At 47.9% G+C, this 21,052-nt stretch carries 22 protein-coding genes; 7 read left to right on the top strand and 15 right to left on the bottom strand.

Going from position 1 to position 21,052, the window contains the following annotated elements; genetic code table 11:
* Positions 1-116 precede the first annotated feature (116 nt).
* Genes comA through FB479_RS10965 form a run of 3 tightly spaced genes read left to right on the top strand, consistent with a single transcriptional unit; the run spans position 117 to position 2,143 of the window.
* Complete coding sequence (comA, locus tag FB479_RS10975; protein ID WP_106652912.1) at positions 117-938, top strand: phosphosulfolactate synthase; 822 nt, start codon at positions 117-119, stop codon at positions 936-938.
* Positions 929-1,645: a 2-phosphosulfolactate phosphatase gene (locus tag FB479_RS10970; protein WP_106652911.1), complete on the top strand. Its 717-nt coding sequence runs from the start codon at positions 929-931 to the stop codon at positions 1,643-1,645. Before comA ends, FB479_RS10970 begins: the two co-directional genes overlap by 10 nt.
* Positions 1,646-1,681: 36 nt before the next feature.
* Entirely contained in the window at positions 1,682-2,143 is a 462-nt protein-coding gene (locus FB479_RS10965; protein ID WP_047068835.1) for a DUF441 domain-containing protein, read from the top strand.
* Positions 2,144-2,195: 52 nt separating this feature from the next.
* Here the strand turns inward: FB479_RS10965 and FB479_RS10960 are convergent, their stop codons facing one another.
* The 7 genes from FB479_RS10960 to FB479_RS10930 all read right to left on the bottom strand — a co-directional run bounded on the left by FB479_RS10960 (position 2,196) and on the right by FB479_RS10930 (position 8,648).
* Entirely contained in the window at positions 2,196-3,884 is a 1,689-nt protein-coding gene (locus FB479_RS10960; RefSeq protein WP_142065019.1) for a DUF4179 domain-containing protein, read from the bottom strand.
* The gene (locus tag FB479_RS10955) at positions 3,865-4,434 is read right to left on the bottom strand and encodes an RNA polymerase sigma factor (RefSeq protein WP_106652909.1); all 570 of its coding nucleotides are present in this window, start codon (positions 4,432-4,434) and stop codon (positions 3,865-3,867) included. The genes FB479_RS10960 and FB479_RS10955 overlap by 20 nt, the downstream gene beginning before the upstream one ends.
* A 422-nt stretch (positions 4,435-4,856) precedes the next feature.
* Positions 4,857-5,711 carry an aminoglycoside 6-adenylyltransferase gene (gene ant(6) / locus FB479_RS10950; RefSeq protein WP_142065016.1) on the bottom strand — a complete coding sequence of 285 codons (855 nt, stop codon included), beginning with the start codon at positions 5,709-5,711 and terminating at the stop codon, positions 4,857-4,859.
* Positions 5,712-5,856: 145 nt separating this feature from the next.
* Entirely contained in the window at positions 5,857-6,414 is a 558-nt protein-coding gene (gene efp / locus FB479_RS10945) for an elongation factor P (protein ID WP_047068830.1), read from the bottom strand.
* Positions 6,415-6,455: 41 nt separating this feature from the next.
* The gene (locus FB479_RS10940) at positions 6,456-7,526 is read right to left on the bottom strand and encodes a M24 family metallopeptidase (protein WP_106652907.1); all 1,071 of its coding nucleotides are present in this window, start codon (positions 7,524-7,526) and stop codon (positions 6,456-6,458) included.
* 28 nt (positions 7,527-7,554) lie between these two features.
* On the bottom strand, positions 7,555-7,995 hold the full coding sequence (gene aroQ, locus FB479_RS10935) for a type II 3-dehydroquinate dehydratase (RefSeq protein ID WP_106652906.1): 441 nt from the start codon (positions 7,993-7,995) through the stop codon (positions 7,555-7,557).
* A 140-nt stretch (positions 7,996-8,135) separates the two neighbouring features.
* The gene (locus FB479_RS10930) at positions 8,136-8,648 is read right to left on the bottom strand and encodes a YqhR family membrane protein (protein ID WP_142065013.1); all 513 of its coding nucleotides are present in this window, start codon (positions 8,646-8,648) and stop codon (positions 8,136-8,138) included.
* Positions 8,649-8,772: 124 nt separating this feature from the next.
* Here FB479_RS10930 and FB479_RS10925 point away from each other — a divergent pair, with 124 nt between their 5' ends.
* Entirely contained in the window at positions 8,773-9,720 is a 948-nt protein-coding gene (locus FB479_RS10925; RefSeq protein ID WP_017247982.1) for a DUF1385 domain-containing protein, read from the top strand.
* Between the two features lie 36 nt (positions 9,721-9,756).
* Entirely contained in the window at positions 9,757-10,116 is a 360-nt protein-coding gene (locus tag FB479_RS10920) for an ABC transporter C family protein (protein ID WP_106652905.1), read from the top strand.
* A 41-nt stretch (positions 10,117-10,157) separates the two neighbouring features.
* On the opposite strand, the gene FB479_RS10915 is transcribed toward FB479_RS10920, so the two are convergent.
* The 3 genes from FB479_RS10915 to FB479_RS10905 form a co-directional block, all read right to left on the bottom strand.
* Complete coding sequence (locus FB479_RS10915; protein WP_142065010.1) at positions 10,158-11,087, bottom strand: patatin-like phospholipase family protein; 930 nt, start codon at positions 11,085-11,087, stop codon at positions 10,158-10,160.
* Positions 11,088-11,206: 119 nt separating this feature from the next.
* On the bottom strand, positions 11,207-11,638 hold the full coding sequence (mntR, locus tag FB479_RS10910; protein WP_017247979.1) for a transcriptional regulator MntR: 432 nt from the start codon (positions 11,636-11,638) through the stop codon (positions 11,207-11,209).
* 99 nt (positions 11,639-11,737) lie between these two features.
* Entirely contained in the window at positions 11,738-12,301 is a 564-nt protein-coding gene (locus tag FB479_RS10905) for an NADPH-dependent FMN reductase (protein WP_142065007.1), read from the bottom strand.
* A gap of 156 nt (positions 12,302-12,457) precedes the next feature.
* Here FB479_RS10905 and FB479_RS10900 point away from each other — a divergent pair, with 156 nt between their 5' ends.
* The gene (locus FB479_RS10900) at positions 12,458-13,465 is read left to right on the top strand and encodes a hypothetical protein (RefSeq protein ID WP_106652902.1); all 1,008 of its coding nucleotides are present in this window, start codon (positions 12,458-12,460) and stop codon (positions 13,463-13,465) included.
* Positions 13,466-13,560: 95 nt separating this feature from the next.
* Here the strand turns inward: FB479_RS10900 and FB479_RS10895 are convergent, their stop codons facing one another.
* Positions 13,561-14,898: a M28 family peptidase gene (locus FB479_RS10895; RefSeq protein ID WP_142065004.1), complete on the bottom strand. Its 1,338-nt coding sequence runs from the start codon at positions 14,896-14,898 to the stop codon at positions 13,561-13,563.
* Positions 14,899-15,216: 318 nt separating this feature from the next.
* Between FB479_RS10895 and dat the strand changes: the two genes are divergently transcribed.
* Entirely contained in the window at positions 15,217-16,068 is an 852-nt protein-coding gene (gene dat, locus FB479_RS10890; protein WP_106652900.1) for a D-amino-acid transaminase, read from the top strand.
* Positions 16,069-16,123: 55 nt separating this feature from the next.
* Here the strand turns inward: dat and FB479_RS10885 are convergent, their stop codons facing one another.
* The 4 genes from FB479_RS10885 to gcvT all read right to left on the bottom strand — a co-directional run bounded on the left by FB479_RS10885 (position 16,124) and on the right by gcvT (position 21,046).
* Positions 16,124-16,954, bottom strand: coding sequence for a lipoate--protein ligase family protein (locus FB479_RS10885; RefSeq protein ID WP_142065001.1), 831 nt, complete (start codon positions 16,952-16,954; stop codon positions 16,124-16,126).
* Between the two features lie 132 nt (positions 16,955-17,086).
* A complete protein-coding gene (gene gcvPB, locus FB479_RS10880) occupies positions 17,087-18,556 on the bottom strand; it encodes an aminomethyl-transferring glycine dehydrogenase subunit GcvPB (protein ID WP_142064998.1) in 1,470 nt (489 codons plus the stop codon).
* Entirely contained in the window at positions 18,549-19,901 is a 1,353-nt protein-coding gene (gene gcvPA, locus FB479_RS10875; RefSeq protein WP_142064995.1) for an aminomethyl-transferring glycine dehydrogenase subunit GcvPA, read from the bottom strand. The genes gcvPB and gcvPA overlap by 8 nt, the downstream gene beginning before the upstream one ends.
* 41 nt (positions 19,902-19,942) lie before the next feature.
* A complete protein-coding gene (gcvT, locus tag FB479_RS10870; RefSeq protein ID WP_142064992.1) occupies positions 19,943-21,046 on the bottom strand; it encodes a glycine cleavage system aminomethyltransferase GcvT in 1,104 nt (367 codons plus the stop codon).
* Positions 21,047-21,052: the final 6 nt, after the last annotated feature.

The following is a 21,052-nucleotide window of genomic DNA, read 5'->3' as shown; positions in this document are numbered from 1 at the left end:
CTGTACCACATCATTTCAGCACTTTTTCCATCACCTCTATAGGCTTTTGCCCTCACTCCTCTCCTCCACTGGGCATACACTGAACCATACGCCTAGAAGAAATGAGGAACTTGCCGATGATAGAGTGTGATCAATCGTTTTTGCCTGACAGCTGGGCAAACCCGTCCGGGCAAATACGAGAGAAGCCCCGTGTGAAGGGCTTAACCATGGTCATTGACAAAGGCCTTGGACTTACCGCTTATTCCGACTTGTTAGCGTTGGCTGCTCCCTATATCGATCTATACAAACTCGGTTTTGGCACCATCGCTCTGTATCCCCTCGAAATACTCAACCAAAAACTGACCCTCGCAAAACAACATGGCGTACACATCATGCCAGGAGGAACTTTTTTTGAAATCGCTATTCGTCACAATACGATTGCAGATTATATGAAGCTGATTCGCTCGCTCGGTTTTACTGCGGTAGAAATATCCGATGGAACGTTCCCTTTATCCTTCGCACAGCGTCAGGAAGCCATTAATTACGCGTTAGACAATGATCTGGTGGTCTACACTGAGGTCGGGAAAAAAGCGGCCGACTATCGCGCATGTCGAGAGGAATTGCTGGAGACGCTTAGCTTTGACCTGCACAATGGTGCCAGTCACGTGATTGTGGAAGCGAGAGAGAGTGGTACTGTCGGCGTATGCGACGGTGACGGCAAGATTGACGATTCCTTTGTCCGAGACATCGTCAATGCCGCCAAGGAAAAAGCCTCCCGACTGATCTGGGAAGCCCCACAAAAAGATCAACAGGTTTGCTTCATCAAAGCCATTGGCAGCGACGTTAATCTCGGAAATATAGCCTATACGGATGTATTCTCTGTAGAGACGCTACGGCGAGGATTGCGCGGCGATACAGCCCTGATCATAGATAGTGGGAGGTGTTTTCCGTGCGAATAGAAGTGGTGCCGACCGTGGAAGAAATTCGTTTTGAACAGATCAACAATCATGTTGTCATCGTCATTGATGTGCTTCGTGCCTCCAGTACGATTGTCACCGCATTAGGCAATGGTTTTCGTAGCGTCATCCCGGTCGAAACCATTGGGCAAGCGAACTCCCTGCGCGCCAACGACTGTATTTTGGCGGGTGAACGCCACTGTAAGAAAATCCCCGAATTCGACTGCAACAACTCGCCAACCGAAATCGCTTCTCTGGGGAAAACGGGGAGCCAGCTTATTCTCACCACGACGAACGGGACTCGCGCGATCCAAAAAGCAGAACGTGCCTCTGCTCTCTTGATTGGCTGCTTCTTGAATGCCACTGCATGCGTGCGGCACGCTCTTTCGTTTCATCTCGATATTACACTGTACTGTGCAGGTACCCGGTCGGAATTCGCTCTGGAGGACGGTCTGGCTGCCGGCTTGATGATCGCGCAGGCACAACAATCGTTACCGACCATCCAAATTTGTGATCTGGGTGAAGTTCTAAAAGCGAGCTACCTTTACTACGCAGGAAAGCTGAACGAACTGCTCCCCCACACAACAACAGGAAAAAGGCTGATCCAGCATCATCTCGCAAGCGATATACGTTACTGCGCTCAAGTGGATCAGTATCAAATCGTTCCTTATATCAAGGAGAAACGCATACTCCCACACCTTGTCTCATAATGTAAAAAGAGAACAGGGACAGGGGTTATGATGCCAATGATGTCTGGAGAAGTGATGCTCGTCATCCTGATCGTTATCGGTCTTATTGGGCGCTCGCCTATTATTGCCACTGCCGCGAGCATATTGTTGGTGTTAAAGTTAACGGCACTGGAGCGTTTTTTCCCAACGGTAGAACGTCGCGGTTTGGAGCTCGGCCTGCTCTTTTTGACCATTTCCGTACTGGTTCCATTCGCCAGCGAGAAAATATCATGGAAAGACGTCACGCCTCTTTTCACTACGGTCGTCGGCTTAACCGCACTGGCTGGTGGGGCCATTGCCACCTGGATGAATGGCAAAGGACTCGATTTGCTGCGCTCTGAGCCACATATGATTGTCGGACTCGTCATTGGCTCGATTATTGGGATTGTGTTTTTTCGCGGGATTCCCGTTGGTCCTTTGATGGCTGCTGGCATTACAGCGTTTGTGTTGAAGCTGTGGGAATGGTTTGGTAGCAAATAAAAAACGAAATCCCCCTCTATTACATGCAGGAGGGGGATTTGTCTTTGCTGTTTTAGCGTTTGGCGTTATTGGACGTCTCAAATGGAACTTCCCAGTTGAGGTCTTGGTATTGGCGCTGTTGGATAGCGTGTGACAGCTTTAATTCTTTCGGCTGTTTTTCAAGGTCGCGGATGAAGAATGTTCCTTCTACGTGCACACGCCCATCCTTACCTCGCTTATAAGTTCCGTTGCGGGAGACATTGTATTTTTGTTTAGACTCATCCTGTGCTGACCATTCGCTCGTGTCAACAATCCCTTCTGGAAGAATGGCCGAGAACGAGATCAGTGCACCCTTTCCAAAATAGGTCTCATTCCCGATTATTTCTTCTTCCTCCGTTGTTTTTAAGGTAAAGCCTGTCAAGGTATAGGTGCTGTCACTGTCCGTCACGGTCACTTTATCCTTTAACAAGGTATCCACCGGGATGGTTGCCTTAAATTTCGATGGCTCATACAGGTACAGGGAGTGCATTTTTAATTTGTACGATTGATCCTTTATTAGTGGAGTTATCCCATTCCATTTCGTAACTCCTTTACCGTCATCATGCACTTTTCCGCGGTACGAGTGCTTTACGTTGTTCTTTCGAATTTGGTTAAGCTCTTCATGCAACGCATCGTCCCATCCTGCTACCACGTTCCCTTTTTCATCGAATATTTGGAACGCGACTCCCATGTCGATAAAATACCTCTCCATTCTCTCCGCTTCTGTGAATACACCTGTTTTTGGCTCTTTTACAATCCAGCCGTTTTGCTCTTTCCATTTTTGGATTTGTTCTTCTCTTTCTTTTGTCCAGTTAATTTCCATTTCCATCATACTCGTGCTCGGTACCGTCATCATGTTTTGCAGAACGATCTCAATTCCATTTGTCGTGTATTTTTGTCCGATCTCTGTATAGTTCGCCACTGCCCTTGCCTTTTTCATATCAACCGGAAACTCTACCTTCCAGCTACCTTCTTTCCCATTCAACATGCTTGCTTCGACACCGACGATCATCTCATCTGGTAATGACTTGCTATCTTTCAAGAATCGGAAAATATCATGGCTGACGACAAGATATTCGCCTTCTTGACCGTAGGAATAGCCTCCACCCCCAGGATTTAGGTCTTCACCTGACTTGGTTTTGTAAATAAGCGAAAATGCGTCTTTTTCCGGATCAAACGGGATACGCTTGCCATTTTGATCCACGATATTGGCAATAATCGCCATCCGTGCTGGGTCTGCAACCACTTCTTTGACAACCAGTGTAATCCCTTGATCCGTCACCTTTTTATTGATTTCCTGGACATAACCCTTCTCTGCTGCCTGCTTCATTCCTTGGTCGATGCCTTGTATGGATTGTATGACACTGTTTACGTAGCTCGCAAAAGTTGGAGATACCATGGACCCAAACGTAATGATTGCCGTGACACTCGCTACGGCTAACGCAGTTTTCTTCAAAATGTTTACACTCCTTTTTTTCCAGTTTGGTTTTGGCTTCGGCAATTTCACTTGCTCTAATGCCGTCATCACCTGGGCAGTAAAATCTGTGGGCAACGCACTTGGAACGTGCAGGCTCGGAAACTCCTCGCCGCTATCCTCTTCCTCCATCATCTGCCGCTGACAGAGCAGGCAGTCTTCGACATGTCGTTCCAGCAGTCTAGATTCACCTGCAGATAGCTCATCAGCCAAATACTTGCGCAACTCTTCAGTTTTGGAGCAATTCATAGATAGCAGCACCTCCTGACATTTCTTGCGCGATACTAGCCCGGAGCTTTTTCTTGGCGTGATGGATACGCATTTGTACAGTTGTGACCGGAACATGCAAAATTTCACTAATTTCTTTGTAGCTCATCTGTTCCAAGTATTTCAGCAAAAACACAACGCGGTATTCTTCACCCAACGCCATGATTTGCTGCTGCAAGGTATCTTGCTTTTCTTTTTCCAAATAAGCTTTTTCGGGTGTATCGGATTCTATCAGCCTTGTCTCTTCCAAAGGTGTTTTGGCGTAGTGCTTATTCTTGCGCCACGCATCTATACACAAGTTGGACGCAATCCGATACAGCCAGGCCAAAAAAGCATCGGTCGGCTTATACTTATCCAATTGACAGTACGCTTTAATGAATGCCTCTTGTGTCAGGTCTTGGGCATCCTGTTGCTGCCCCGTCATTCGATAAAGATAGCTGTATAATCGATCTTTGTACTTGTCGACCAGGTGCGCGTAGGCATCCCGATGCCCTGTTTGTACCTGTTGTATGAGCAACCAATCATCCTGCAAAGGAAATCCTCCCATTTCAAAAAAGTTCGCTGCGCAGCGTTCGTTTTGGCAGGTTCATATGGATTAACGGATCATTTTGTATTTTCTTTCCAAAAATGATTACATTTTTTAAAAAAGTTTGAGTTAACATAGTGGAGGAGAAGAAAAAGCACAGGTCTCTTCGACTCTGACACGCCCGCAAGGGGGATTCACTGTCCGTCTCCACTTAAAAAAAGGGGACCGTCGAGCCAAAGCCACCCTACGGGCGGAAGTTTCTCAAGGAAGAAGTGTTCGACAAGCGTGGCCCCTTTTTGAAGTTCCGGCTGGGTAGGCGTTGTCAAGGTCTGCGAGCCCTGTGCTTTTTCTTCTCGCCAGCTTTGTTAGTCGAGTAATCGACAGCATAAGAAAACCGCCCTTGATAAGGCGGTCGAATGGCGCGTCCATCATTTCCATGAATGGTAGATATTTTCCGCATACCTGGTAATGGCTTCATCGTACTCTGGATACGGATATCCGAGGCTTTCTGCCACCGCTTTGGCGTACTTTCGAAATAGCTCATAGCAAGTGAATAACGCTTCCCACATGTCTGCGTAGCCACTTTCGCGATAAGTGGACAGTAGCGCTTCCCAATCTTCTTCAGGAAGATGGTGTTCGATAAATTTGCAGTTTTTCCCGACACTAAAGGTAAATCCTTTCTCACATCCGATTTGCCAAGCCATCATTCGCAATAGATTCGGTCGGGCGATTTCGTTGAGATGGTCAATCGCAAACAGGATTTCTTTTCTCGCCAGACCTTTGACAACGTAAGTAGAAACCATCCAAAATTCATTGCAGCAGTCATCAAACTCTCTAGCAGTTGGCTTTTTGATCCAATATTGATGATCGGAAGCGATCACCTCGTGTTTGACAAGCTCGTCCTTATCCAGCAAAACCTCAACCAGGCCGTCGCTATCGGCAAAATACTGCTCTGTCTCGTCTATCGGAATCAACGTCAGATCTACTTTATTTCCATCCTCAAATAGCATGAGATAGGAAAACCAATTCCCTAACTCGGACGGAAAAAGCTCCATATCCTCCGGTTTTTGCATCATGATCCGATTCCCAAAAATATCGAGCCATTGATCATTTTCCTTGAAAGAATCCATCTCTGTCACAAAATACGAAATATCATAATCTTGGAATGGATCAGCGGGTATATTTTTGTTCGTGCGTGACCCTTCCAAGGTTACCAAGCGGATTCGATCATCCCTCCTGGCGAAATCGATCAGCATGCCCATCATTTCTTGTTCCGTTCTCAATGCAGTACCCCTCCACCCTACTATTTCTCCGTTCCATTTACTTTAGTGGAACTGCATAATTTTTACAATACTGCATCAATAAAGGAGAAGCAAATAAAAAAAGCTGCACCCATATGGGCACAGCTTTTTCTTGCAATCCATACTTTTACGCGCGGGAAACGTATGCTTCCGTACGAGTATCAATGATCAGACGCTCTCCTTCTTCTACGAAGAGAGGAACGTTTACTACGAAACCAGTTTCCAAGGTTGCTTTCTTTGTTACGTTGGAAGCAGTGTCACCTTTTACACCTGGCTCACATTCGGTTACAACGAGTTCAACCGTATTCGGCAATTGAATGCCGATTGTTTCTCCGTTGTACTGCATGATTTGCACGTTCATGTTTTCCTTGAGGAAACGCAGTTCACGCTCGATTTGGTTGCGAGTGAACGTCATTTGCTCGTATGTCTCGGTATTCATGAAAGTGTACTCGTCTCCGCTCGCATACAAATATTGCATGGTGCTGGATTCGATGCGGGCAGGGTTAACTTTTTCACCGCCACGGAAAGTCATTTCCGTCGTGTTGCCGTTGCGCAGGTTGCGCAGTTTGGAGCGAACGAAAGCCGCACCTTTACCTGGTTTTACGTGTTGGAATTCTAGCACGGTATAAATATTGCCATCCACTTCGATTGTCAAACCGGTACGAAAATCGTTTACAGAGATCATGGTAGTCCTCCCAAATCAATCAATAACAGAATAAGTATAAATTACACAGGCAAAATGAGCAACTCTTTCGTGGACCTGTTCAGGTTCTCATGACCATCAGCTGTAATCCACACATCGTCTTCGATCCGAACGCCACCAAGTCCTGTTACATAAATGCCTGGCTCCATTGTCACGAGCATACCTGGCTCCAATACGAAGGTGCTGACAGTCGACAGCCCCGGCAGCTCGTGAACTTCCAGTCCGAGGCCATGACCTGCACTGTGTCCATATGCGTCACCATAGCCTGCTGCTGTGATGATATCTCGCGTTGCTGCGTCAGCGTCTTTTGCGGATACACCTGGCTTCAGTGCTTCTAAACCTGCCAACTGCGCACGCAGAACGATTTCGTAGATTTCACGCATTTTCGGGTCTGGCTCTCCCACAGACAACGTGCGTGTGATGTCGGAATGGTAGCCCTGATAAGCAGCACCAAAGTCGAGCGTAACCATTTCCCCTGCCTGAATCACTTTCTCGGAAGCTCGTCCGTGTGGCAGAGCGCCGCGCACACCTGACGCTACGATCATATCAAAAGCAGAGCCTGTCGCTCCTTGTTTGCGCATGAAGTATTCCAATTCCAAAGCAACATCGGATTCACGCACACCTGGCTTGATGTAGCCTTGAATATGCGTAAAAGCCGCTTCTGCGATCCGAACCGCTTCACGAATAATGACCATCTCAGATTCGTCTTTAAACATGCGGATTTTTTCAAGCAGACCGCTTGTTGGTACCAGCTCTACTCCGTCAAATCCTTTGTTCCAATCCTGATAGGTGCTAAAGGACACGCTGCTCTCAAATGCCAAGCGCTTGATCCCTTTTTCTTGCAGGAGCTTTGCAATCGCTTCAACAGCTTTTCTCTCGTTGTTTACCACCGTAAAATCTGGTGCCTGTTCTTGCCCTTGTTCCACATAGCGGAAGTCTGTGACGAGAAACGCCTCTGTTTCGGTGACAATTACCCATCCCGTTGAACCTGTGAAACCACTCAGGTAGAAGCGATTCTCTGTTTTTTCGGTAATAAACGCCTCTGCTCCAACTTGTGTCAGTGCCTCGCGCAATTTATGCAGACGTTGTTTCATGACAGCCTTTTCCCCTTTTCGAAAGCTATTATTTTTTTCCGATTTTACGGACGAGCGCTCTTAGTGCCCATTCATATCCATCGATTCCCAATCCGACAACTTGTCCAATCGCGATAGGAGCGATAACCGAGTGATGGCGAAATGGTTCCCGTGCATGAATATTGGAGATATGTACTTCAATCGTTGGCAGAGCAACACTGGCCAATGCGTCTCGGATCGCATAGCTGTAATGGGTGAATGCCCCTGGATTGATCAAGATGCCGTCATGGACACCTCTCGCCTGATGAATCGCGTCGATGAGGACACCTTCGTGATTCGATTGGAGATGCTCAAGCTTTCCACCCAACTCATCCATGACACCCTTCAGGATTGTCACCACATCCTCCAGCGTTTCCCTTCCGTAAACATCCGGCTCCCTTGTCCCCAATAAATTCAGGTTGGGCCCGTTCAGTACCAAGACGGAAGTCATCGACCATCCCTCTCCCTATAAAAGTTTTTTTATTAATGAAACATTTTACCACAAGCTGGTCTGGTTCCATAGTAGGCATTCATCTATGCAACATTACGAACATTGTTACATCCATTTTGACAAGGAATGGAGAAATCCTCCTACCTTGTGGACTCATTCCATGCATGATTCTCGTCTGACTGCTCGAGTATGATTGTCATTCCAATGAACAAGCCAAATGTCAAATACCAAGCGGCTTCCGTACTTAAAGTGGCGACCTCCCAATTTGCGATATGAAAGAAAAAGCCCGCTATCACTAACATGACTGCCCCGTAGACGAGTCCCAGCCACCACGCACGGATCCGGCTAAAAAGCAAGCTGAACACAAATGAGGCAACGGCTGTTTCAACGAACAGCACGATAGCACCAAGGCACACGCTCGTAAACGTATTTTCATCCTCGATGCTGATAAAAGGACGTGCAAACGATCCGACTCCGTACGGGGTCATGTTCAAAAAGTGAGCCATCAAACGAACGAGCCCCCAAATGATCGTTCCCCAGAATGCGACCTCCAAAATCTTCGAAGTGGAGATTCTTTTACTCCCTTGCCTGCCTTCTTCCGTATGGGATACGCGTTCTTGCTTGTGCTTTCGTCCTGTTTTGCTTATTTCCATTTCCATCACCTCTGTTCTCTAGTATGCTCTTCCTCTAAGCTTTTCACTTTTACTTTACATTTGTTGGAAAAGTGCGAACTCCTTGTAGCTTCAAGTCGCCATTTCCGTTAATATAGTGGTAAGGATGGTGATTGTATTGGCGCAACAAAACGTACCTAGCTACGGCGGTCAGGCCGTCATCGAAGGAGTTATGTTCGGTGGCAAAACCATGACTGTTACGGCTGTTCGCAAAAAAAATCATGAAATTGAGTATTTTGAATCCCCACGATCGGAATATAAATGGATTACTACGCTGAAAAAGATTCCGTTTGTGCGTGGGATTGTTGGTTTGGTCGAAGCCAGCGCCAATGGGGCCAAACATCTCAACTTCGCCTCTGAACAATACAGTATGGAGTCTGGAGAAGAAGTTTCTGAAAGTCCATCGAAGCTCACCATGATTTTAGGTGTTGCTGTCGTCGGGGTACTTTCTTTCCTGTTCGGCAAATTCGTATTTACACTCGTTCCCGTTTTCCTGGCCGACTTTTTACTCGGAAAATGGGTACCGGATGGCGTTCCTCAAACGTTGGCTGAAGGCGGATTTAAAATCTTGCTCCTCCTCGGCTACATTACAGCAATTGCACAAGCTCCGTTGATTAAAAGGCTTTTTCAATACCATGGAGCCGAGCATAAAGTGATTAACGCATTCGAATCCGGGGTAGAATTAACAGTAGCCAATGTACAAAAATTTTCCGCTCTGCATTATCGTTGCGGCAGTAGTTTTCTCATTTTCTCAGTGTTCGTCGGTGTAGTGATTTACTCACTGTTCAGTTATGACTCCCTGACGGAGAGGGTCGTACAACGCATTGTTCTTTTGCCACTGGTAATCGGCGTCTCTTACGAGGTTTTGCAGTGGACAAACAAGCTCCGTGATGTACCAGTCCTACGTTACCTTGGTTATCCAGGATTGTGGTTGCAAAAGATCACGACTCGTGAACCAGATGACAGCCAAGTCGAGGTAGCCATCGCTTCATTCCAAAAGATGCGGGAGCTTGATCAGAAGCACGTGCAGGAAAGAATGGTTACGACCGGATAACGTGAGGCATTTTTATTCCCATAGAGGTGAAGCCCTATGTTACGCCGCATTCCACCAGTGATTCTGATAGTGATCGTACTGGCGATTTACGGATTTTTGATAACACTCATCAATGATCCTGTCAGCACGATTGTCATCTTGGGATTATCCGTTGTACTTTTCTTGGTCGTGCGCAACTATTTACAAACCGGCTCCTTCTTTTCACAAGGCGCAGGCTCTGGCAAACCTAGACAGCCAAAGGTCAAGGTGAAGCCAAAGCCCTCCATTGCTCGGCAAGCTGTGAAGAAGCAGTCGACTACCCCGAGAAAAGATCATCCATTTCGTGTGATCGAAGGCAGCAAAGGGAAGCAAAAAGAGAAACAAGACGAAAAATCGCAAAATAATATCTCCCACTAAAAACAAGAACAGGTTGCCTGAATCGGCGACCTGTTTTTTTATTAGACCAACATTTTCGGAGAGCTATTGCGAAACACTTTGACGTAATCTTCAAAATCCCATTGCGCCAAAAATTTGTGAGCCGCTACCTCCCCTGACTCAAACAATTGTTGCCTCATTTCTTTAGACAGCTGAAATTGGGTGGTTCTCACCCCTAATGTATGGATGAAAATCGTCCGAACGGCTTTTGCCTTTTCCACATACAGGCGGTCATGAGCATCGAGCATGGTCGCCAGCAATCCCCGAGAGAAGGAAAAAAGACCTTTGATGCTAGTCGCTTCTCTCTTGTCCTGATCATCACTCAGACGAAAACCAATCGTCGGCCACCGCGGAGTCCCGGGTACATCAAATAACCACACGGGATAGTTACTCAATAATGCGCCATCGACAATATAGTGGACATGTCCAGTACTTTGCAGCTTTGCAGGCTGAAAAAAGAACGGGATAGACGAAGACATGCGAACCGCTCGTGCCACAGGAAAATGATCGGGTTCTACACCATATCGTGGCAAATCGTCGGGAAGTATAAGCATTTTTCCGTCAGTGACATCAGATGCAACAACTTTCAGCTTACCAGGAGGAAGATCTCCGAATGTTCGCACTCCTTTTCGCTGTAACAACTCCTCTATGAACAATTCGATTCGATCTGCTCGATAAATCCCTTCCCGCACGACTAGTTCATAGATTGGCCCGATGAGAGGGAGCCTGCCCAACCCCGAGTGCTTGAGAAAGTGAAGGTAATCCAGCTCTTCAAAGATCGGTTTCAACTCATGGCTAGAATAGCCTGCGCCGAGCAAAGCTGCAACAATGGAGCCAGCCGAGGTACCCGCGAGTCTTTCCCATGTGTATCCATTCTCCTCCATGACTCGCAAGGCACCGATAAAAGCGATTCCTTTTACGCCGCCACCTTCAAAGACTGCATCCGCTTTCACCTTGTTTCCCTCCCTAAAATTCCTCCCCATTCTCCATGTATAAGACGACGGCTCTTCCGTTACCACAAAGAAAAACGCAAGCCTGGTCGGCTTGCGCTATAATACGATAACGATATAGACTATTCCTCTTTTTGCTCATCTAACAAACGAATGTTACGAAGCTCTTCTATACGCTTTGGATCTGCCTCGAAGTACTGAACCAGATACTCCAGGCATGTAATCGATTCCCAGCTCAGGTGGTGCTCGATTCCTTCCACATCCTGATAAATATGCTCTTCATCCAAGCCAATGATCCGCATAAATTCTTCCAGAAGACTGTGACGGTCCACTAAGCGTTTTCCGATTTTCTTCCCTTTTGGCGTCAACACAAGTCCACGGTATTTTTCATAAACGAGATACTTGTCTTTGTCCAGCTTCTGAACCATTTTCGTGACCGAAGAGGGATGTACTTCCAACGCTTCAGCAATATCGGAGACACGAGCATAGCCCTTTTCTTCAATTAAGTTGTAAATGCGTTCCAAATAGTCTTCCATACTCGGCGTCGGCGGCATTGTGAACCCCTCATTTCCAAACCGTTATTTCATCTAGCCAAAAAAGGCACGTAGAAATATGATACCGTGTAATGAGAACCATTTGCAAGAGAAAAGTACCTATCGCAGCTGTTTTTCTGGTGTTGGGTTCATCATTTGGACATATTGTACGAGTTGTTGACCCAATTGCTCCATGCGCGCCTGCAAGCGCTCATCCTTCAGCTTGCCTTCAGGTGTAAAGGCATTGTATGCACTTGGGATGGAAGGGCTAGATGGCAACGGCCATGCGTGCAGGTTGCGCATGATTAACTGCAACGTGTTGACCGTGTTCGTAGCACCCATGCTTCCCCCAGCGACGCCAATAATGGCAACCTGCTTGTCACGCAAAATGCGCGCTTCTAAGAAGTCAATGGCATTTTTCAAAGCACCGGTCATTGTGCCATGGTATTCAGGCGAACCGATTACAAGGCCATCTGCATCAGAAATCGCTTTGACAAACCGATGGACAATTTCAGGATACGTACTGGTATCATCACGATCATCATACAGCGGCAGCTTCCAGTCCGCGAGATGAATCATTTCAACATCGGCACCTGCAGCCTTCGCGGCTTCAAGTACAATATGAATCGCTTGTTTTGTCGTAGAGTTGGCATTCATGCTTCCGGCTATTCCTACAATTTTCATGGTTTCACCCCATCGATAATCTAAATACTGGTATGTTCATCATTATATTCCATTAAGTATATTTTGTAAACATTTATGTTTATTTAATATCATCTGTTCTGAACTGACGTGTTTGTCTCATACACTTGTACCAAGTTGCAAGTGAGGATGATGCCTATGGACAAAGTCGCTTGGCATATCGCCGTGCTTTTTGCAGGGTCTGCGTTAGGTGGATTCTACTTGGGTGGATATGAGTGGTTACGCTTTTTTACTTATTTCGGTTCCTGGGGGACAATAGGCATTGCACTTGCGGCTCTTGGTCTCGGATGGTTCGGCGTCCAGCTGTTGACCTTTTGCCATCGGAAGCAAATTCGCTCCCTGTACGAGCTGTACTACGTATTGTGTGGCGAAGCGTTCGCTTCTAGCCTATCTGTTATCACCCACATTCTGCTGTTGGGCTATACAGGGGTCATGCTTGGGCAACAGGCAGATTTCCTACTGGAGGAGCTCTCTCCTCTATGGTTCATCCTTCTAACCATTGCAGCCATCTTCTTTATCATAAATCGTTGGAGATGGATTGTCACTGCAACAGCCATATCTCTATCCATCGGTTTCTTATTATTCGGATTGATTTTCAGCGCACAATCCCATGTGCCATTACCGAGCTTGGGTTATCAAATGAATGTGAACTGGCTGATTCACGCCGTATTTTTCCTTGCCTTGCATTTTCTTATTAGCTTGGCCACGACTCTACCTTTGGCAGTACGTGCGGCCCATGAGCGAACAGTTCAGATAGGGGCTATCATCGGAGCTGGAATCTTCCTTTTGTTCACGGTGTTAGGTCAAGCTATTCTTCTTGCCCACTGGCATGATGCCCACTCCTCTGTACTGCCTTTCAAACAAATTTTGGTTCAACTGATGACGGGTGGCGATTGGCTACTCGCTATCCTTTCACTCTTGCATGGCGGAGTCATTCTCGCAGCCCTACTCTACTCGTTGACACATCCAATTGCAACACGTCAACACCTGCAAATGCTGCCATTGATCATCGTCATGCTGCTTACCGTCTTTGTATTCTCTCTCCTCACACTCGTTGTTCCTTGGAGTATGTCTGTAATCGCCAGTGCAGCGACCTATTGCGGCATGTTCTTAATCGGCTGGTACGTTTGGAAGCATCAGAATTGACCTGATTGTCTACTCGTAGCTCCTGTGGTCAAGACAGAATCTTGACCACTTTTTTTGCATTACCACAAATAAAAAACGTCCCCCCAAGGAGACGTTTACTGCAAAGCCTCACTTTCCGCTCTTAGCTGTCCCCCAATTGGAGAACCCAGCGGATAAGCTGGCGTTGTTTGTTCCGTAATTTTGTGGATTGCTGAAAGAACCGCCTTTGTCGCCGTTGCGATTTGTTTCCGATCAATTTGGGACAGGGAATCATCTGTTGCTTGTCCAGTCCCTGCACTCGTCACAAGTCCCGTAGGAATGCCTGCGGCGGCCAAATAACCTGCTGCACCGTTTCGTTCGCGCGTCCTATCCTTGTCGGAAGGAGACACCCCCGCTGCTCTCAGCAGTTGGATTGGCAGATTTTCATTGCCCAGCGAATTGGTTGCAACAAGCTCTGCCTTTTGACTCCCCACCCCATCGACATAGAAGGCTGCAATCATGGCTTGTCGCTCTGTAGCTGATAAGGCATTCACATAAGCAATCGGTCCTCTGCTTCCCGAAGTAACCGCACCGAAGCTTACGAACCTCACTTCCGTATCAATCGACTTGTAAGCCATATCACGCGCTATCTCGAGTAAGGCCGCTACACCGGAGCCATTGTGATTTGCCCCAACAGATAACCCAGCGGAATCATGGTGAGCGGATACCATGACGACCTGCCCGGTATCGTTTTGATTGGGCTTTCGGCTTGCTACGATATTATACGAGGTTTGCTTAGTGGTTACGGCTCCTTCTACCTTTACGGTTCCCTTCACAGGCCGCTTGTCCATGATGCGTTTTTGGAGCTTCGTGCCATCCGCCTTGGACAAAGCGATCACAGGAACCGCCATATCCAGGGGTTCGCCCAGTGAAGCATTCCAACCTTCCTCTCGATCATTCCAGATGATAAGAGCAACGGCTCCGGCAGCCGCTGCTTGGCGTACTTTTTCTCCGAACGGAATCTCACCTCGCTTGACCAAGGCAATCTTCCCCCGAGATGCATCATTCGCAAAATCAACCGCTCTTCCCAAGCCTGCATCCACCACTTCTGCTGTCGCGGTTCCATTGATCCCAAAAGCAAAACTACTTACTGTCCATTTTTGACCAGGCCATTCTTCCATCGTCAGTGATAGAGAAGTAGGCTTTCGGTACGTATAATAAGAAAAAGGATCGAGCTTGGTCTTGTACCCGTAAGATCGTAGTGTATTTTCCACATAGACAGCTGCTGCAAATTCCGTTTCAGTAGCAGGTGGACGGGCTGTTCTCGCCAATTGCTCGACATGGCCGTACAAGCGTTCAGGATCGATCCAGTCTTGCGTTTCCTCTGCATGAGCACGATGTGAAAGGAAAGGTATCGGCAATATCGTTCCACAGACAAGCAAGGCACATAGCGCATAGTGACGGACAGATCGCATGGCACTCTCCCTTTCCTTCGCTGTTTGCTATTTATTATGGGCGGTTATGACAAAAAGAGTCTAGTCAGAATAGTTAGTCAAATAACCTCATCCTGCGCCATCTCTGGTCAACTTTCGTTTCCCTTCTCCCAAAACGTCGATTTTTCGAGTGACTTCCCTCCATATGAATTCTTAATAGAAAGGTGCTTTTCTCCGTAAAATTATTGATAAAGAAAAGGCGACTTTCAAATTGACCTATGTCCTTCCCTTTTGCTAATGTGGAATCAACAAAAAACCGTTTGAAAGAAACGGATTGGAATCCATTGAGGGGGAAGTATCATGCTGTATGTAGATGGCAAATGGGTAGAAGACGGGCAAGTCGCAGTTCATCCAGAAGACCGCGGTTACAACTTTGGAGATGGCATATATGAGGTAGTACGTATTTATAAGGGCCGCATGTATCAATGGGATGGACATCTTACCCGTTTGTTCCGAAGTGCCAAAGAAATAAAAATGGAGCTTCCATGGAGCGCAGAAGAGCTGACAGACTTAGCGAATCAGCTGATCGCCAAGAACAATATCACGGAGAATGATGACGCCAGCCTTTACCTGCAAGTATCTCGTGGCGCCTCTCCCCGTGTACACGATATTCCGTCCGGGATCAAGCCTGTGATCATGGGCTTTGTCCGTCGCAAGGATCGTCCTGTCGCCGATATGAAAAAAGGCTGGACCGCTCAGCTCGTCGAAGATATCCGCTGGCTGCGTTGTGATATCAAAACGCTCAATCTGCTAGGGGCTGTTCTTGTCAAACAATACGCAAAGGATGCAGGTGCCCAAGAATCGATTTTGCACCGCAACGGCATCATCACAGAGTGCAGCTCCTCCAATTTGTTCGTCGTGAAAAATGGCGAGCTGTATACGCATCAGGCTGACAATCTGATCCTGCACGGAATTACTCGCCAAGTGGTCATTGATTTGGCTCGGAACAATGGCATCACTGTACATGAAGAAGCATTCGACATGGCTTTCTTGAAGCAAGCCGATGAAATATTCCTCACCAGCACGACCGCGGAAATCATGCCGCTCATCTCGGTAGATGGCGTCGCTGTCGGCAACGGACAGCCAGGACCTGTCGTGCTTACGCTACAAGACTTGTTTGAACAGCATATCAACACGAGTGTTCTCGTGTAATGAAAAGAAGCTCTCCCGGTATGCGTATACATCCGAGAGAGCTTTTCTTTATTGTTTAACGACGCAAATTCCATTCGTCTGTAGCATAGCGCGTACTCACGAGTTCTTCTGCCAAAGCGAGTTCTTCATCTGTAAGCGTTGAAGGGATCAGCTCCACTTCCAATCCGGATGCAAAGCCTTTCGAGAACGCCTCGATGGATTCTTGGAGACTGATTGGCCGAGGGCTTACTTGGTTGATCGTCACTGCTTTTTGACGGAAGCTATCGATCATCCGTTGTTTTACCCGCTCCGATGGGAAATGCAAGAGCGAGAACAGCAAATCTACGTCCATATCAAGCAGAATAGAGCCGTGCTGAAGAATAACACCCTTTTGTCGGGTCTGAGCGCTTCCCGCTACTTTTTTCCCCTCTACCACGAGCTCATACCAAGAGGGCGAATCGAAGCAGGCGGATGATCCTGGAGAATTGTATTTTTCCTTCTCCTCTTCACTTGCCAAGGAGACCATTTCCGCCGAGAGTCCAAGGTTTTGGAAGCCGTGCAGAAGTCCCAAGCTGATGATTTTGTAGGCTTCCGTCACACTCGAAGGCATTTTCGGATGGTCTTCGGATACGATGACACTGTATGTCAGCTCCTGATCGTGGAGAACAGCACGCCCTCCCGTCGCTCTGCGAACAAAACCCAGTCCTCTATTTTGAACTTCCTCCAGGTTGATTTCCTTGATGGCCTTTTGGAAATAACCAATCGACAGTGTCGCCGGGTCCCACGTGTAAAAACGAACGGTCGGGGGAACCTTGCCCTCACTGTGCAACTGCAAAATTGCTTCATCTACTGCCATATTCATCGCGGGTGACATTGCTTCTGTCACGATATAGCGCCACTGTTCCATTTATGTACCTCCTCATTCACAACGCCTTCATTGTACGCTTCTGGCATGAAGGACGGCAAGCCTCTGATGGGCTAATTTGAGCAGAAAGAAAAGCCGCCCGTAACGACAGGCGACTTTTCCTGGAATCTAGAATTATGCTTGCGGTTGATAACGCAGAATTGGCTTTCTTGCCGCTGTCGCTTCATCCAAACGTTTGACCACAGTGGTATGAGGAGCCTCCTGAACGATTTCTGGCGTTTCCTCGCACTCGCGGGCAATTTGCAGCATAACGTCGATGAACTCATCGAGCGTTTCTTTTGTCTCGGTTTCGGTCGGTTCGATCATGAGGCACTCGTCCACGATCAACGGGAAGTAGATCGTTGGCGGGTGATAGCCGAAGTCGAGCAAGCGTTTTGCAATATCGAGCGTGCGTACGCCCAGCTTCTTCTGGATTACACCAGACAGGACGAACTCATGCTTGCAGACGCGATCAAATGGCAGATGATAAGCCGTTGCCAGACGACGCATCATGTAGTTGGCAGAGAGCACCGCATTTTGGGAAACTTGCAGCAAGCCTTCTGGCCCCATCGTACGGATGTAGCTGTGCGCACGAACGAGAATGCCGAAGTTTCCGTTGTAGCCTTTGACGCGACCGATGGAAGCCGGACGATTGCTGTCCCAGTAGAAGCTGCCGTCTTCCTTTTTCGCTACGATTGGTGTAGGCAGGAATGGCTCGAGAATTTTTTTCACGCCGACCGGACCTGCACCCGGACCACCACCGCCGTGTGGTCCTGTAAACGTTTTGTGCAAGTTCAAATGCACAACGTCGAAGCCCATGTCTCCCGGACGGGCAATTCCCAAGATCGCGTTCGCATTCGCACCATCGTAGTACAAGAGACCGCCGGCTTCATGGACGATTTTCGCCATTTCCACGATATCTTCTTCAAACAATCCGAGTGTATTTGGGTTCGTCAGCATCAAAGCAGCCGTATCAGGCCCTACTGCATCACGCAGCGCTTGAATGTCAACCAGTCCACGCTCGTCAGATGCAATGGTTACGGTATCCAAGCCAGCTACAGCAGCAGATGCCGGATTCGTACCATGTGCGGAATTCGGCACGATTACTTTGGTACGATGTCCTTCCCCGCGGCTCTCGTGGTAGGCGCGGATCATCATCAGACCTGTCCACTCGCCCGCAGCACCAGCAGCTGGTTGCAGGGTAACTGCGTCCATGCCTGTAATTTCACCCAGTTCTTCTTGCAGGTTGTACAGCAGCTCCAAAGCGCCCTGAACGGTTTCTTCCGGTTGGTACGGATGTGTCTGAGCAAAGCCAGCGTAACGGGCAACATCTTCGTTAATTTTCGGGTTGTATTTCATCGTGCAAGAACCGAGCGGATAGAAGCCATTGTCTACCCCGTGGTTGCGACGAGACAGTTCGGTATAGTGACGAACCAATTGCAGCTCAGATACTTCTGGCAGCTCAGCTGGCGTTTCGCGAATGAGGTGTTTTGGCAAAAGACTTGCCACTTCTACTTCTGGAACATCCAATGCCGGCAAATTGTAGCCCACACGGCCTGGTTTGCTCATTTCAAAGATCAGTGCTTTCTCCTGGTCGTTACGCACGTGTGATCGCCTCCAATTCAGCCGCCAATGTGTCAATTTCTTCTTTGGTACGCAGCTCGGTTACTGCAAGCAAGGTATGATTCGCAAACTCTGGGTAGTCGAGTCCGAGATCATAGCCCCCGATGATTCCTGCAGCCAACAGCCCTTTGTTCACTTCTGCAACTGGTTTGTTCAGCTTCACCACAAACTCGTTAAAGAACGGTGAGGTAAATACGATCTCCAAGCCTTTTGCTTGCAGGGCATTCTTGGCGTAATGAGCTTTTTGCAGGTTCATCATCGCCATTTCTTGTACACCCTGCTTGCCTAGTGCTGTCATGGCAATGGAAGCAGCCAATGCGAGCAGCGCTTGGTTTGAGCAGATATTGGAAGTCGCTTTTTCACGACGAATATGTTGTTCACGCGCTTGCAGCGTCAATACGAAGCCGCGTTTGCCATTTTCGTCCTTCGTTTGACCGACGATACGACCTGGCATTTTGCGCATCAGTTTGGATGTAGTAGCAAAATATCCGCAATGTGGTCCACCAAAGGATGCTGGGATACCGAATGGCTGCATGTCGCCCACTACGATATCTGCGCCCAATTTGCCCGGCGCCTCCAGTACACCCAACGCAAGCGGATTGGAGGATGTGATCAACAGTGCGCCTTTTCCGTGCGCAATTGGTTCAATCGCTCCCAAGTCCTCTACATTTCCGAAGAAGTTCGGATACTGCACGATGACCGCTGCTGTGTTTTCATCTACAAGGGCTTCCAGAGCCGCTGTATCCGTAACGCCATCGCTGTTGATACCTACTTCAACCAGCTCGACGTTTTGTCCATACGCATATGTTTTCAAAACACCGCGCGCTTCCGGATGTACAGCACGGGAAACGATGACGCGCTTTTTGCCAGTGTGACCCGCAGCCATCATCGCTGCCTCTGCCAAAGAAGTCGCGCCGTCATACATCGAGGAGTTGGCTACCTCCATGCCAGTCAGCTCACATACCATCGTTTGAAACTCAAAAATCGCTTGCAGCTCACCTTGGCTGATTTCTGGCTGGTAAGGTGTATAAGCGGTAAAGAATTCACCGCGGAGCAGCATGTGATTGACTGTGCTCGGCGTGTAATGTTGATAAACACCCGCACCTAGAAAGTTAACATGTGTGCTGAAGTTTACGTTTTTATTTGCGAGGTGTGTAAAATACTTCACCAAATCTGGCTCGGAAAGTGCTTCTGGAATATTCAAAGCACCTTTGAAGCGCACTTCTTCCGGAATATCAGCAAACAGTTCTTCTACACTCGAAATGCCGAGGGTTTCCAGCATTTCGCGCTTGTCCTGATCAGTTTGGGGCAGGTAGCGGTATTTCACGGACGGTGTCCTCCTCTAAAAGGATGTATGTGGTAGATCGCTTAGTTTTTTGGGCGTTTATAAAATGGAGCGGCAACGACTTCTGCTTTCAGACGTTTTCCGCGGATTTCTACTTCTACTTGTGTGCCTAACGCAGCATGCTCGGTTTTTACCAGAGCGAGACCGACGTTTTTCTTCAAGGTTGGAGATTGTGTTCCCGTCGTCACTTCGCCAATGAGCTCTTCCCCCACATAGACGGGATAATGCGTGCGCGGAATCCCACGGTCGATCATTTCGATCCCTACCAGCTTGCGTGGGGCACCGTTTTCTTTTTGTGCCTTCAGCACTTCTTGACCGATGAACGGCACTTTTTTGTCTACCTTGACAGCAAAGCCAATGCCCGCTTCGATCGGAGTGATGTCTTTGCTGAGCTCTTGGCCGTACAGTGGCAGCTTGGCTTCAAAACGAAGCGTATCGCGCGCACCGAGACCGCACGGCAACAGACCTTCTTCTTTTCCTGCATCAAGCAAGATGTCCCACAGCTCTGCTGCACGATCGGCATCCAAATAAATCTCGAAGCCATCTTCACCAGTATAGCCAGTGCGGGAGACCAATGACGGAATACCGCTCACTTGCACATCACGCTCAAAACGGAAAAAGCCGATTTGAGACAAATCTGTAGTCGTCAGCTTTTGCAGAATGGATTCTGCCAAAGGACCTTGAATCGCGATTTGTGCTGTTTCTGGCGAAATATTCTCAATCGTTACCCCTGGAATCAGATGTTCTTCTAGCCACGCATAGTCTTTGTCGATATTCCCCGCGTTGATGACGAGCAGGTAATGATCATCTGCATATTTGTAAACAAGCAGATCGTCTACCGTCCCCCCATCTGGGTAACAAAGCACACTGTACTGCGCCTGCCCGACTGCCAGCTTGGATACGTCATTCGTAGTCACACGCTGGAGATAAGAAAGAGCGTTTTCCCCTTTTACGTCCACTTCTCCCATATGAGAAACATCAAATAGACCAGCTTTTGTCCGAACGGCTTCATGCTCTTGACCAATGCTTGTAAACTGCACCGGCAGATCCCAACCTCCGAAGTCGATGGTTTTCGCGCCATACTTTGCATAAGAATCAAATAGTGGCGTACGTTTCAAATTGGACATGTGGCA

Source organism: Brevibacillus sp. AG162, assembly GCF_006715575.1.
Taxonomy (GTDB): Bacteria; Bacillota; Bacilli; order Brevibacillales; family Brevibacillaceae; genus Brevibacillus; species Brevibacillus brevis.
This window is presented reverse-complemented; position numbering and strand designations above follow the sequence as displayed.

Bases quoted from the DNA above. Each gene is read 5' to 3' on its own strand.
- FB479_RS10920 (WP_106652905.1), top strand. From the start codon at position 9,757: ATGTTACGCCGCATTCCACCAGTGATTCTGATAGTGATCGTACTGGCG.
- FB479_RS10905 (WP_142065007.1), bottom strand. From the start codon at position 12,301: ATGAAAATTGTAGGAATAGCCGGAAGCATGAATGCCAACTCTACGACA.
- comA (WP_106652912.1), top strand. From the start codon at position 117: ATGATAGAGTGTGATCAATCGTTTTTGCCTGACAGCTGGGCAAACCCG.
- FB479_RS10930 (WP_142065013.1), bottom strand. From the start codon at position 8,648: ATGGAAATAAGCAAAACAGGACGAAAGCACAAGCAAGAACGCGTATCC.
- FB479_RS10895 (WP_142065004.1), bottom strand. From the start codon at position 14,898: ATGCGATCTGTCCGTCACTATGCGCTATGTGCCTTGCTTGTCTGTGGA.
- FB479_RS10960 (WP_142065019.1), bottom strand. From the start codon at position 3,884: ATGAATTGCTCCAAAACTGAAGAGTTGCGCAAGTATTTGGCTGATGAG.
- mntR (WP_017247979.1), bottom strand. From the start codon at position 11,638: ATGCCGCCGACGCCGAGTATGGAAGACTATTTGGAACGCATTTACAAC.
- FB479_RS10900 (WP_106652902.1), top strand. From the start codon at position 12,458: ATGGACAAAGTCGCTTGGCATATCGCCGTGCTTTTTGCAGGGTCTGCG.
- FB479_RS10965 (WP_047068835.1), top strand. From the start codon at position 1,682: ATGATGTCTGGAGAAGTGATGCTCGTCATCCTGATCGTTATCGGTCTT.
- FB479_RS10885 (WP_142065001.1), bottom strand. From the start codon at position 16,954: ATGGAACAGTGGCGCTATATCGTGACAGAAGCAATGTCACCCGCGATG.
- dat (WP_106652900.1), top strand. From the start codon at position 15,217: ATGCTGTATGTAGATGGCAAATGGGTAGAAGACGGGCAAGTCGCAGTT.
- FB479_RS10925 (WP_017247982.1), top strand. From the start codon at position 8,773: ATGGTGATTGTATTGGCGCAACAAAACGTACCTAGCTACGGCGGTCAG.
- FB479_RS10940 (WP_106652907.1), bottom strand. From the start codon at position 7,526: ATGAAACAACGTCTGCATAAATTGCGCGAGGCACTGACACAAGTTGGA.
- efp (WP_047068830.1), bottom strand. From the start codon at position 6,414: ATGATCTCTGTAAACGATTTTCGTACCGGTTTGACAATCGAAGTGGAT.
- aroQ (WP_106652906.1), bottom strand. From the start codon at position 7,995: ATGACTTCCGTCTTGGTACTGAACGGGCCCAACCTGAATTTATTGGGG.
- gcvT (WP_142064992.1), bottom strand. From the start codon at position 21,046: ATGTCCAATTTGAAACGTACGCCACTATTTGATTCTTATGCAAAGTAT.